This window comes from Streptomyces sp. NPDC006368, assembly GCF_040612535.1.
Lineage (GTDB): Bacteria > Actinomycetota > Actinomycetes > Streptomycetales > Streptomycetaceae > Streptomyces.
The window spans coordinates 13,657-26,166 of the sequence record NZ_JBEXQK010000003.1; the positions used below are offsets into that span (position 1 = coordinate 13,657).

General features: G+C 71.0%; 12 protein-coding genes. 10 read left to right on the forward strand and 2 right to left on the reverse strand.

Annotation, left to right across the window (positions count from 1 at the left end; genetic code table 11):
• Positions 1 to 78 precede the first annotated feature (78 nt).
• From ftsZ to ABZZ38_RS03645, 6 genes are all read left to right on the forward strand, one after another.
• Positions 79 to 1,299 (forward strand): cell division protein FtsZ, encoded by a 1,221-nt coding sequence (ftsZ, locus tag ABZZ38_RS03620; RefSeq protein WP_356735321.1) that lies wholly within the window; start codon positions 79 to 81, stop codon positions 1,297 to 1,299.
• 30 nt (positions 1,300 to 1,329) lie between these two features.
• Positions 1,330 to 2,073 (forward strand): peptidoglycan editing factor PgeF, encoded by a 744-nt coding sequence (gene pgeF / locus ABZZ38_RS03625; RefSeq protein WP_356735323.1) that lies wholly within the window; start codon positions 1,330 to 1,332, stop codon positions 2,071 to 2,073.
• A complete protein-coding gene (locus tag ABZZ38_RS03630; protein WP_356735325.1) occupies positions 2,070 to 2,789 on the forward strand; it encodes a YggS family pyridoxal phosphate-dependent enzyme in 720 nt (239 codons plus the stop codon). The genes pgeF and ABZZ38_RS03630 overlap by 4 nt, the downstream gene beginning before the upstream one ends.
• Before the next feature lie 124 nt (positions 2,790 to 2,913).
• On the forward strand, positions 2,914 to 3,531 hold the full coding sequence (gene sepF, locus ABZZ38_RS03635) for a cell division protein SepF (RefSeq protein WP_356735327.1): 618 nt from the start codon (positions 2,914 to 2,916) through the stop codon (positions 3,529 to 3,531).
• Between the two features lie 68 nt (positions 3,532 to 3,599).
• Positions 3,600 to 3,896, forward strand: a complete 297-nt coding sequence (locus tag ABZZ38_RS03640) for a YggT family protein (RefSeq protein ID WP_356735329.1) — start codon at positions 3,600 to 3,602, stop codon at positions 3,894 to 3,896.
• 48 nt (positions 3,897 to 3,944) lie between these two features.
• On the forward strand, positions 3,945 to 5,018 hold the full coding sequence (locus ABZZ38_RS03645; protein ID WP_356735331.1) for a DivIVA domain-containing protein: 1,074 nt from the start codon (positions 3,945 to 3,947) through the stop codon (positions 5,016 to 5,018).
• A gap of 178 nt (positions 5,019 to 5,196) precedes the next feature.
• Here the strand turns inward: ABZZ38_RS03645 and ileS are convergent, their stop codons facing one another.
• Both ileS and ABZZ38_RS03655 read right to left on the reverse strand, forming a co-directional pair.
• Entirely contained in the window at positions 5,197 to 8,325 is a 3,129-nt protein-coding gene (gene ileS, locus ABZZ38_RS03650; protein WP_356735333.1) for an isoleucine--tRNA ligase, read from the reverse strand.
• Positions 8,326 to 8,870: 545 nt separating this feature from the next.
• Positions 8,871 to 9,116 (reverse strand): hypothetical protein, encoded by a 246-nt coding sequence (locus ABZZ38_RS03655; RefSeq protein ID WP_356735335.1) that lies wholly within the window; start codon positions 9,114 to 9,116, stop codon positions 8,871 to 8,873.
• A 769-nt stretch (positions 9,117 to 9,885) separates the two neighbouring features.
• On the opposite strand from ABZZ38_RS03655, the gene ABZZ38_RS03660 reads away from it, so the two are divergent.
• From ABZZ38_RS03660 to ABZZ38_RS03675, 4 genes are read left to right on the forward strand one after another with little or no spacing between them, the layout of a single operon-like run.
• On the forward strand, positions 9,886 to 10,419 hold the full coding sequence (locus tag ABZZ38_RS03660) for a TraR/DksA C4-type zinc finger protein (RefSeq protein ID WP_356735337.1): 534 nt from the start codon (positions 9,886 to 9,888) through the stop codon (positions 10,417 to 10,419).
• A gap of 59 nt (positions 10,420 to 10,478) precedes the next feature.
• Complete coding sequence (gene lspA, locus ABZZ38_RS03665; protein WP_356735339.1) at positions 10,479 to 11,039, forward strand: signal peptidase II; 561 nt, start codon at positions 10,479 to 10,481, stop codon at positions 11,037 to 11,039.
• A 17-nt stretch (positions 11,040 to 11,056) separates the two neighbouring features.
• Positions 11,057 to 11,998 (forward strand): RluA family pseudouridine synthase, encoded by a 942-nt coding sequence (locus tag ABZZ38_RS03670; RefSeq protein WP_356735341.1) that lies wholly within the window; start codon positions 11,057 to 11,059, stop codon positions 11,996 to 11,998.
• On the forward strand, positions 11,995 to 12,462 hold the full coding sequence (locus tag ABZZ38_RS03675; protein ID WP_356735343.1) for a GNAT family N-acetyltransferase: 468 nt from the start codon (positions 11,995 to 11,997) through the stop codon (positions 12,460 to 12,462). Before ABZZ38_RS03670 ends, ABZZ38_RS03675 begins: the two co-directional genes overlap by 4 nt.
• Positions 12,463 to 12,510 lie beyond the last annotated feature (48 nt).

Genomic DNA, 12,510 nt, shown 5'->3' on the forward strand with positions numbered 1-12,510 from the left:
TCCCATCGGCATCCGTCGTCGCGGCGCGACAACCACCGCGAAGCGGCGACACGTAACTCGAGGCGAGAGGCCTTCGACGTGGCAGCACCGCAGAACTACCTCGCAGTCATCAAGGTCATCGGTGTCGGCGGCGGTGGTGTCAATGCCATCAACCGAATGATCGAGGTCGGTCTCAAGGGCGTCGAGTTCATCGCCATCAACACGGACGCGCAAGCTCTGTTGATGAGCGACGCCGACGTCAAGCTCGACGTCGGTCGTGAACTCACCCGCGGCCTCGGGGCCGGAGCCAACCCGGCAGTCGGTCGCAAGGCGGCAGAGGACCACCGTGAGGAGATCGAGGAGGTCCTCAAGGGGGCCGACATGGTCTTCGTCACCGCAGGCGAAGGTGGCGGCACCGGCACCGGCGGCGCCCCCGTCGTCGCCAACATCGCGCGCTCGCTCGGCGCCCTGACGATCGGTGTGGTCACCCGGCCGTTCACCTTCGAGGGCAGGCGTCGCGCCAACCAGGCGGAGGACGGCATCGCCGAGCTCCGCGAAGAGGTCGACACCCTCATCGTCATCCCGAACGACCGGCTGCTGTCCATCTCGGACCGCCAGGTCAGCGTGCTGGACGCGTTCAAGTCCGCCGACCAGGTGCTGCTGTCGGGTGTTCAGGGCATCACCGACCTCATCACCACCCCGGGCCTCATCAACCTCGACTTCGCCGACGTCAAGTCGGTCATGTCCGAGGCAGGTTCGGCGCTCATGGGCATCGGCTCGGCGCGCGGCGACGACCGCGCGGTGGCCGCCGCCGAGATGGCGATCTCCTCGCCGCTGCTGGAGGCGTCCATCGACGGCGCCCGCGGTGTGCTGCTCTCCATCTCCGGCGGCTCGGACCTCGGCCTCTTCGAGATCAACGAAGCGGCCCAGCTGGTCAGCGAGGCAGCCCACCCCGAGGCCAACATCATCTTCGGCGCCGTCATCGACGACGCCCTGGGTGACGAGGTACGGGTCACCGTCATCGCGGCCGGGTTCGACGGCGGACAGCCGCCGGCACGGCGCGACAACATCCTCAGCGCCTCGTCCTCCGCCAAGCGCGAGGAACCGGCGCCCCCGCCGCGGGCCACCGAACCCTCCCGGTCCGTCGGCGGCCTCGGCACCGTGCCGGTCCGCGAGGAGCCCCCGGCCCCGCCGGTCGAGCCGGCCCCGGTGGCGAGCGAGTCGCCGCTGTCGCCGGTCAGCCCGACGGCGGTCCCGCCGGCCCGCCCGTACCCGGACACCTCGGCCGAAGAGCTGGACGTCCCGGACTTCCTGAAGTGACCTTGTGAAGTGATAGGGCAGCGCGAATCCGTGAACGGCGCGCACTTCGCCTTCACCGACAGGTGGGGCGGGGTGAGCGCCGTTCCGTACGAAGAGCTCAACCTCGGCGGAGCGGTCGGCGACGACCCCGGGTCCGTACGGGCCAACCGCACGCTCACCGCGAAGGCGCTCGGGCTCGACCCGGCGCACGTCGTCTGGATGAACCAGGTCCACGGCCGGGACGTCGCCGTGGTCGACGGTCCGTGGTCCGGTGGGGAGATCCCGGCGGTGGACGGGGTGGTCACCACCCGGCGCGGACTCGCGCTCGCCGTGCTGACCGCGGACTGCACGCCCGTCCTCCTCGCCGACCCGGAGGCGGGCGTGGTGGCCGCGGCGCACGCCGGTCGCCCCGGGATGGTCGCCGGGGTCGTGCCGGCCACGGTGGAAGCCATGATCAAGTTCGGCGCCGAGCCGTCCCGGATCACCGCCCGTACCGGCCCCGCCGTGTGCGGGAGGTGCTACGAGGTTCCGAAAGCCATGCGGGACGAGGTCGCCGCGGCCGTACCGGAGGCGCGTTCCGAGACGAGTTGGGGCACACCGGCCGTCGACGTCGCCGCCGGAGTGCACGCCCAGCTCGATGCGCTGGGGGTGCGCGACCGGCGCGCGTCGGAGATCTGCACGCTCGAATCGCGCGACCACTACTCGTACCGTCGCGATCGCACCACCGGGCGACTCGCCGGTTATGTCTGGCTTGGGGAACCTCCCGGCCGGAGTTTGGCGGAGGGTGGAGGATGACGGACCGCAGGACCCAACTCGCCGGGAACCTGGAGCGGGTGGAGGAACGCATCTCCGCCGCCTGCGCGGCCGCCGGTCGCAAGCGGGAGGACGTGACCCTGATCGTGGTCACCAAGACCTACCCGGCGAGCGATGTGCGGCTGCTGCACGAGCTGGGCGTCCGTCACGTCGCCGAGAACCGCGACCAGGACGCCGCGCCCAAGGCCGCGGCCTGCGCGGATCTCGATCTGACCTGGCACTTCGTCGGACAGCTGCAGACGAACAAGGTTCGCTCGGTGTCCGGTTACGCGCATGTGGTGCAGTCGGTCGACCGGCCGAAGCTGGTGACCGCGCTGTCGGGCGCGGCGGAGCGCGCCGGGCGCGAGCTGGGCTGCCTGATCCAGGTCGCGCTCGACGCCGAGGCGGGCGAGCGCGGCGACCGGGGCGGCGTGGCACCGGACGGCATCGAGGAGTTGGCCGCCGCCGTGGAGGCCGCGCCGGGGCTGCGACTCGACGGGCTCATGACGGTGGCGCCGCTGACCGGGCCGTACGCGGGGCGCGAACGGGCCGCGTTCGCTCGGCTGATGGAATTCTCATCCCGCCTGCGCGCGATTCATCCGGCTGCGAACATGGTCTCAGCAGGGATGAGTGCGGACCTCGAGGACGCCGTGGCGGCCGGAGCGACACATGTACGCATCGGTACGGCGGTACTCGGAGACCGACCCCGGCTCGGGTAACGTCGCGAAGCAAGTCGGACCACAGCAGAAAATATGGTCATTTCCGCCGAACGGCGGACAGGCCCAGTGGATCGTGGGCACGAGCTGACGTTGCCGATCCACCACAGAGCGGAGGACTCAGAGCATGGCCGGCGCGATGCGCAAGATGGCGGTCTACCTCGGCCTCGTGGAGGACGATGGGTACGACGGCCGGGGCTTCGACCCCGATGACGACTTCGAACCCGAGCTGGAGCCGGAGCCCGAGCGCGACCGGCGGCGCCACTCCGCGCCTCCGCTCCAGGCGGAACGGGAGGAACCGGTACGTGTCGTACCGCAACCCCCGGTGCAGCGGGAACCTGTTCCGCTTGCCGCTGAAAGCGGACGACCCGCCCGAATCGCCCCCGTGGCATCCATCACACCTGAACGTCCGAGCCTGGAGAAGAACGCACCGGTGATCATGCCCAAGGTCGTGTCCGAGCGGGAGCCCTACCGCATCACCACTCTGCACCCGCGGACCTACAACGAGGCCCGTACCATCGGGGAACACTTCCGTGAGGGCACGCCCGTGATCATGAATCTCACCGAGATGGATGACACGGACGCGAAGCGACTTGTCGACTTTGCCGCCGGTCTGGTCTTCGGTCTGCATGGCAGCATTGAGCGAGTGACGCAGAAGGTGTTCCTGTTGTCGCCTGCTAACGTCGATGTCACGGCGGAGGACAAGGCCCGCATCGCAGAGGGCGGATTCTTCAACCAGAGCTGAGGGCATGACACCGGGAACGGCCGGCCGGAAGGGCCGGTGGACATGATCAGGGGAGAGGGAAGCGCGGGATGGGCGTCGCACTGCAGGTGATCTACATCGCTCTGATGTGCTTCCTCGTCCTGTTGTTTTTCCGATTGGTCATGACATACGTCTTCCAGTTCGCCCGTTCATGGGAACCCGGGAAGGCGATGGTGGTCGTACTGGAGGCCACCTACACTGTCACCGATCCACCACTGAAGCTTCTGCAGCGGTTCATCCCACCGCTGCGTCTCGGGAGCGTGGCACTCGACCTGTCCTTCTTCGTTCTGATGATCATCGTCTACATCCTGCTCAACATCGTGGGTGGCTTCGCGATGAGGGTGTAGCGATACGGTCCTGCCGACTGCCGACGACTACGTAGAGGTGAAGAAGAGATGCCGCTGACCCCCGAGGACGTGCGGAACAAGCAGTTCACGACCGTCCGCCTCCGAGAAGGCTATGACGAGGACGAGGTCGATGCCTTCCTCGACGAGGTCGAGGCCGAGCTGACGCGCCTGCTCCGCGAGAACGAGGATCTGCGCGCGAAGCTGGCCGCGGCCACGCGCGCCGCCGCGCAGAACCAGCAGCAGCAGGGGATGCGCAAGCCGCCGGAGCAGCAGGACAACAGGCCTGTGGGTCCCGGCGCTCCCGTGCCCGCCGCCATATCCGGACCGCCGGTCCAGCAGCAGCCCCCGCAGATGGGTCCGCCCCAGCTGCCAGGTGGTGCTCCCCAGCTGCCGGCCGGTCCCAGCCACGGTGGCCCGCAGGGCCCGATGGGCCACGGCCCGATGCAGGGCGGTCCCATGGGTGGCCCGATGGGCGGCCCCATGGGCGGTCACGGCCCGCAGATGTCGCAGCCGGGCCAGGGCCCGGGCGGTGACAGCGCCGCTCGTGTGCTCTCCCTCGCCCAGCAGACCGCCGACCAGGCGATCGCGGAGGCCCGTTCCGAGGCCAACAAGATCGTCGGCGAGGCCCGTTCGCGCGCCGAGGGCCTCGAGCGCGACGCGCGCGCCAAGGCGGACGCGCTGGAGCGGGACGCGCAGGAGAAGCACCGCGTCGCGATGGGCTCGCTGGAGTCCGCCCGCGCCACGCTGGAGCGCAAGGTCGAGGACCTGCGCGGCTTCGAGCGCGAGTACCGCACGCGCCTGAAGTCGTACCTGGAGAGCCAGCTGCGCCAGCTGGAGACCCAGGCCGACGACTCGCTGGCCCCGCCGCGCAGCCCCTCGGCCCCGTCGCTGCCGCCGTCCCCGTCGATGGCGTCCGCGGGCGCGAGCGCCCCGTCGTACGGTGGTCAGCAGTCCATGGGCGGCAACCCGACGATGGGCGGCGGCCCGTCGTACGGCGGCCAGCAGCAGATGTCGCCGGCGATGACCCAGCCGATGGCGCCGGTGCGCCCGCAGGCGCCGCAGCCGATGCAGCAGGCCCCGTCGCCGATGCGCGGCTTCCTCATCGACGAGGACGACAACTGACGGGGGCGATCGCGCGATGAGCGCGTAGCCGTCGGCCGGCAGGCTGTAGGGCCGGGGCCCGGGACCATGTCCTGGGCCCCGGCCCTTTCGGCGTGCGCGGAGCGGTGCCGCGGGCGCCGCGGTGGGAGGGGAAGGCGAAGGCCCGGCCACCGGGTGGTGGCCGGGCCCTTGGCAGTGATTACGCCTTGCGGAGGCGGAACGTCAGGGACAGCGACTCATCCGTGAACGGCTCCCCGAAGCCGGCGTCGGCCTCCGTGGGGGCGTAGTCCGTGCACAGGACCTCGTCGGCGATCAGATCGGCGTGGTCCGTGAGGGCCGCGGTGACCTCCGGGTCCGTGGACCGCCAGCGCAGTGCGATGCGGTCCGCGACGTCCAGGCCGCTGTTCTTCCGGGCCTCCTGGATCAGCCGGATCGCGTCACGGGCCAGGCCCGCGCGGCGCAGTTCCGGGGTGATCTCCAGGTCCAGGGCGACCGTCGCACCCGAGTCGGAGGCGACCGACCAGCCCTCGCGCGGCGTCTCCGTGATGATCACCTCGTCGGGTGTGAGGGTGATCTCCTCGCCGTTCACCGGCAGCGTCGCGGTGCCCTCGCGCAGGGCCAGGGACAGCGCCGCCGCGTCCGTCGCCGCGATCGCCTTGGCCACGTCCTGGACGCCCTTGCCGAAACGCTTGCCCAGGGCGCGGAAGTTCGCCTTGGCCGTGGTGTCGACGAGCGAGCCGCCCACCTCGGAGAGGGACGCGAGGGAGCTGACGTTCAGCTCCTCCGTGATCTGGGCGTGCAGCTCCGGCGACAGCGACTCGAAGCCCGCCGCCGCCACCAGCGCGCGGGAGAGCGGCTGACGCGTCTTGACGCCCGACTCCGCGCGCGTGGCGCGGCCCAGCTCTACCAGGCGGCGCACCAGCGCCATCTGGGACGAGAGGGCCGGGTCGATGGCGGACAGGTCCGCCTCCGGCCAGGTGGAGAGGTGGACGGACTCCGGCGCGCCGGGCGTCACCGGGACGACCAGGTCCTGCCAGACCCGCTCCGTGATGAACGGGGTCAGCGGCGCCATCAGGCGCGTGACGGTCTCCACCACGTCGTGCAGGGTGCGCAGCGCCGCCTTGTCGCCCTGCCAGAAGCGGCGCCGGGAGCGGCGGACGTACCAGTTCGACAGGTCGTCGACGAAGGAGGAGAGGAGCTTTCCGGCGCGCTGGGTGTCGTACGACTCCAGCGCCTGCGTGACCTGGTCCACGAGCGCGTGCAGCTCGGAGAGCAGCCAGCGGTCCAGGACGGGACGGTCCGCCGGGGCCGGGTCCTCGGCCGACGGCGCCCAGCCCGCCGTACGGGCGTACAGCGCCTGGAAGGCGACCGTGTTCCAGTACGTGAGGAGCGTCTTGCGGACGACCTCCTGGATCGTGCCGTGGCCCACGCGACGGGCCGCCCACGGGGAGCCGCCGGCCGCCATGAACCAGCGCACTGCGTCCGCGCCGTGCTGGTCCATCAGCGGGATGGGCTGGAGGATGTTGCCCAGGTGCTTGGACATCTTGCGGCCGTCCTCGGCGAGGATGTGGCCCAGGCAGACGACGTTCTCGTACGACGACTTGTCGAAGACCAGTGTGCCGACCGCCATCAGGGTGTAGAACCAGCCGCGGGTCTGGTCGATGGCCTCCGAGATGAACTGCGCCGGGTAGCGCTTCTCGAAGAGGTCCTTGTTCTTGTACGGGTAGCCGTACTGCGCGAAGGGCATCGAGCCCGAGTCGTACCAGGCGTCGATGACCTCGGGGACGCGCGTGGCCGTCTCCCGGCAGGTCGGGCAGGGGAAGGTGACGTCGTCGATGTACGGGCGGTGCGGGTCCAGGGACGACTGGTCGGTGCCCGTCAGCTCGGTCAGCTCGGCCAGCGAGCCGACGCAGGTGAGGTGGCCCTCCTCGCAGCGCCAGATCGGCAGCGGGGTGCCCCAGTAGCGGTTCCGGGAGAGCGCCCAGTCGATGTTGTTGTTGAGCCAGTCGCCGAAGCGGCCGTGCTTGACGGAGTCCGGGAACCAGTTGGTGTTCTCGTTCTCCTGGAGGAGGCGGTCCTTGACGGCGGTCGTGCGGATGTACCAGGACGGCTGCGCGTAGTACAGCAGCGCCGTGTGGCAGCGCCAGCAGTGCGGGTAGCTGTGCTCGTACGGGATGTGCCTGAAGAGCAGGCCCCGGGCCTGGAGGTCGGCCGTCAGCGCCTCGTCGGCCTTCTTGAAGAACTGGCCGCCGACGAGGTCGAGGTCCTCCTCGAAGGTGCCGTCGGGGCGGACCGGGTTCACCACGGGCAGGCCGTACGCGCGGCACACCTTGAGGTCGTCCTCACCGAAGGCGGGCGCCTGGTGGACCAGACCCGTACCGTCCTCGGTCGTCACGTAGTCGGCGTTCACCACGAAGTGGGCGCCCTCGATGTCGACGAGGGCGAAGGGGCGCTCGTACGACCAGCGCTCCATCTCGGCGCCCGTGAACGTCTGCCCGGTGGCCTCCCAGCCCTCGCCCAGAGCCTTCTCCAGCAGCGGCTGGGCGACGACCAGCTTCTCCTCGCCGTTCGTCGCGACGACGTACGTGACGTCGGGGTGCGCGGCGACCGCGGTGTTGGACACCAGCGTCCAGGGGGTGGTCGTCCAGACCAGCAGGGCGGCCTCGCCGGCGAGCGGGCCGGAGGTCAGCGGGAAGCGGACGAAGACGGACGGGTCGACGACCGTCTCGTACCCCTGCGCCAGCTCGTGGTCGGACAGGCCCGTGCCGCAGCGGGGGCACCAGGGGGCGACGCGGTGGTCCTGGACCAGCAGACCCTTGGTGAAGATCTCCTTCAGGGACCACCAGACGGACTGGACGTACTCCGGGTCCATGGTGCGGTACGCGTCGTCCAGGTCGACCCAGTAGCCCATGCGGGTCGTCAGCTCGGCGAACGCGTCCGTGTGGCGGGTCACGGACTCACGGCACTTGGCGTTGAACTCGGCGATGCCGTACGCCTCGATGTCCTTCTTGCCGGAGAAGCCGAGCTCCTTCTCGACGGCGAGCTCGACCGGCAGGCCGTGGCAGTCCCAGCCGGCCTTGCGGGCGACGTGGTACCCGCGCATGGTGCGGAAGCGGGGGAAGACGTCCTTGAAGACGCGGGCCTCGATGTGGTGGGCGCCGGGCATGCCGTTGGCGGTGGGCGGGCCCTCGTAGAAGACCCACTCGGGGCGGCCCTCGGACTGCTCGAGGCTCTTGGCGAAGACCTTGTGCTCGCGCCAGAAATCGAGCACGGCGTGCTCGAGGGCGGGCAGGTCGACCTGGGCGGGTACCTGGCGGTACAGCGACATCGAATCCTCCGGCGGACTGTTTCTCATTCCGTCGGAGGGACGAGAGCGCGCTGCGTGCTCCCGCGGTACCACCCTCCTTGGCCCGGGGCCACCGCTGGTGCCGGTGCCCTGAGCCCCCTCATTGGGGTCGCGATGCCGGTTCTACTGGCCCTGCGGTCTCCCGCGGGCGTTCTTCCGGCGGCTCCGGGGTGATGCTTCACATCGGGCTCGCCCCCGGGCTCTCACCGTCCCCGGGTCGCTCATGGCTGCGTACGACGCTACTTGTCCCCATCCACGCCTTTCGCTGCGCCCAGTGTACGGGCCCGGCGGGGGAGCGGCCGACCGCTTTTCGCGGGGCCCGCCGCGTGACCCGAATGGGCACACCCCGGCGGGCGGCCTTCCGCGTGCTCCGGGCGGGCCGGGTGGCCGGATTACGGGGCGGCGAGCTGGGCACAACGGATGCAGGCTGTCCTTGCCGCGGGCATGGGGCGACCGGAACCGGCGGCGTGCCCCGTTGCCGCGGGGCTGGAGTCGATTTATCGTCCCAGCACGATTCGCGAGCAAGATCACAATATGTGAAGGGGCCGCGACATGGTGGCGAAGAAGACCGCCGCGAAGAAGACGGCGACGTCCGGGAGACCCATCGCCACGAGCGCGGCGACCAAGGACACGGCCGGCAAGAAGAGCACCGTCGGGAAGGCGGCGGTGAAGAAGACGACCGCCAGGAAGACGACCACGAAGGCGACGTCGGCCGGCGGTGCGGAGCCCGCCGGACGGACCACACCCGGGCCTGCGTCCGGGAAGGCGGCCAAGAGGGCTCCCGCGAAGAGGGCCGCCAAGGGCCGGGAGGCGCCCGAGAGGGCCCTGGAGGACCCGCACGGCGGCACGGCGCCCGGTTCCGCGGTGGGGGCCCTGGCGGCCGAGAAGGCACCGGCCAAGAGGGCGCCCGCGAAGAGGGCGGGGAAAAAGGCGGCGAAAAAGGTGGCGAAGAAGGCCCCAGGCCCCGTGGCGGAGGCCGCTGCGCCGGCGGCCGAGAGCGCCGAGCCCCCGGAGGGCGCCCACGGCGAGCCCCGACGGAAGAAGCCGGCCACCAAGAAGGCCCCCGGTCCGGTCCCGACCGCCCAGGAAGCCCCGCCGGTCGCGGAGGAGCCGGGGCCCCTGAGGACGCCGACCACGGAAGCACCGTCCGAACGGGCACCGGCCGGAAAGGCACCGCCTAAGAAGGCGCCCACGGGTAAGGAAGCGTCCAGGAAGGCGTCGCCCACGGGGGCGCCGTCCGAAGGGGCCCCCGCTTCGGAGGCGCCTTCTGAGAAGAAGCCGACCAAGAAGGCGCCCTCCAAGAGGGCGCCGGCGAGTAAGGCACGGACCACGAAGGCACCGACCACGAAGGCATCGGCCAAGGAGCCGGCCACAGAGACACCAGCCACAGGGACACGAGCCACGGCCACACGAGCCGGGGACGCATCAGCCACGGAGGCGCCGGCCGACGAGGCATTCGCCGGGAGGGCGGCCGCAAAGAAGGCGGTTACCGGGAGGGCGCCCGCCAAGAAAGCGGGCGGAAAGAACGCGGCGGCGGCCAAGGTGGCCGCCGAGGGTGGGGCGGCGCAGGCCGCGGAGAAGACGGGAGCCAGGACGGTGGCGAAGAAGATCGCGGACGTGACCACGGCGCAGGCGGCCTCGGCGGTGCCGCCGGCACGGGGGATCGCCGGTACGGCGCCCGAGGAGCTGGCCGTACGGCCCGGGGAGGACCCCTGGAGCCCCGAGGAGGTCGCCGAGGCGCGAGCGGGGCTGGAGAGCGAGGTGGTGCGGCTGCAGGCCGAGCTCGCCGCCTCCGAGGAGGCGCTGTCCGGGCTGATGCGGGACTCCGGCGACGGGGCCGGGCACGACGAGGCCGACACCGGCACCAAGAACATCACGCGTGAGCACGAGATGGCGCTGGCCGCCAACGCCCGCGCCACCCTGGAGCAGACCGAGCGCGCGTTGCAGCGGCTCGACGCCGGGACGTACGGCCTGTGCGAGGTGTGCGGCAAGCCGATCGGCAAGGCGCGGATGCAGGCGTTCCCGCGGGCCACCCTGTGCGTGGAGGACAAGCAGAAGCAGGAACGGCGCGGCTGAACCCGTATGCCTGTGACGTACCCTCGTGGTCAGTCAGGCACCTAGGTTGAGGGACTCACGTGGCAGAGGTGGAGCGCACCATCGGTACGCCGGATGTTGACGACGAGGCTGCGGTGCCCGCCGAGCGGCCCAGGGGCAGGCGCAGGGTCGTCGTGCTCTTCGCCGTGGCCCTCGTGGCGTACCTGCTGGACCTCGGCTCGAAGATGATCGTGGTCGCGAAGCTGGAGCACCACCAGCCGATCGAGGTCTTCGGTGACCTGCTGCAGCTCAACGCCATCCGGAACCCGGGCGCCGCCTTCGGCTTCGGTGAGGCCTTCACCGTGATCTTCACATGCATCGCGGCGGTGGTGATCGTGGTGATCGTGCGGCTCGCGCGCAAGCTGTACAGCCTGCCGTGGGCCATCGCCCTGGGTCTGCTGCTCGGCGGTGCCCTCGGCAACCTCACGGACCGGATCTTCCGGTCGCCGGGCGTCTTCCGGGGCGCGGTGGTGGACTTCATCGCCCCCGCGCACTTCGCCGTCTTCAACCTGGCGGACTCCGCGATCGTGTGCGGTGGCTTCCTGATCGTGATCCTGTCCTTCAAGGGGCTGGACCCCGACGGGACCGTCCACAAGGACTGACAAGGCATACTCGACGGGTGAGCACGATTCCCGAGATTCGCACGCTGCCCGTTCCCGATGGCCTGGAAGGCGAGCGCGTCGACGCCGCCATCGCCCGTATGTTCGGGTTTTCCCGTACCAAGGCGGCCGAGTTGGCCGCTGCCGGGAAGGTGCTCGTCGACGGCGCCGTCGTCGGCAAGTCCGAGCGGGTCAGCGGTGGCGCGTGGCTCGAGGTCGAGATGCCGGGCGCCCCCGCGCCCGTGCGGATCGTCGCCGAGCCCGTCGAGGGCATGGAGATCGTCCACGACGACGATGACATCGTCGTGATCGTCAAGCCGGTCGGCGTGGCCGCGCATCCCAGCCCCGGCTGGACCGGTACCACCGTGATCGGCGGCCTCGCGGCGGCCGGCTACCGCATCTCGACGTCCGGTGCCGCCGAGCGCCAGGGCATCGTGCACCGGCTCGACGTCGGCACCTCCGGGCTCATGGCCGTGGCCAAGTCGGAGCGGGCGTACACGCTGCTCAAGGCGCAGTTCCGGGACCGGACGGTCGACAAGCGCTACCACGCGCTCGTGCAGGGCCACCCCGACCCGCTGAGCGGCACGATCGACGCGCCCATCGGCCGCCACCCCAACCACGACTACAAGTGGGCCGTCACCGCCGACGGCAAGCCCTCGGTGACCCACTACGACCTGATCGAGGCGTACCGCGCGGCCTCCCTCCTCGACATCAAGCTGGAGACGGGCCGCACCCACCAGATCCGCGTCCACATGGCGGCCCATCGCCACCCGTGCGTCGGCGACCTGACCTATGGCGCCGACCCGACCATGGCCAAGCGACTGGGCCTGACGCGCCAGTGGCTGCACGCCGTCCGGCTCGGCTTCGAGCACCCGGCGGACGGGCAGTGGGTCGAGTTCGAGAGCACCTACCCGGCCGACCTCCAGCACGCCCTCGACACGATCGCCGCGGAGAGCGCGTGAGCCCCTTCCTCGTACGGGAGGCCGTGACCGACGCCGACCGTGAGGCGGGTTTCGCCGTCCGCGGCGAGGTCTTCGTCGCCGAGCAGGGCGTGCCCGAGGAGATCGAGTACGACGCCTACGACGCGACCGCCGTCCACGTCCTGGCGGTCCGCCGTGCCGACGGCGCCGCCCTGGGAACGGGGCGGCTGCTGTACGGGGCGGACGCGGCCCGCAAGACCGGTGGCGCCGAGGGCGTGGGCTCGCTGGGGCGGCTCGCGGTGGTGAAGGCGGCGCGCGGCCTCGGGGTGGGCGTGGCGCTGGTGCGGGCCATCGAGGAGGCCGCACGCGCGCGTGGCCTGGTCGCGGTGGACCTGCACGCCCAGACCCGGGCCCTCGGTTTCTACGAGCGGCTGGGGTACGAGGCGTACGGCGACGAATTCCAGGACGCGGGCATACCGCACCTCGCGATGCGACGGATGCTCTGACGCCCGTGGCAGGGTGGAAGCCCTGATCATTCTGGGGTGACGGCCGGG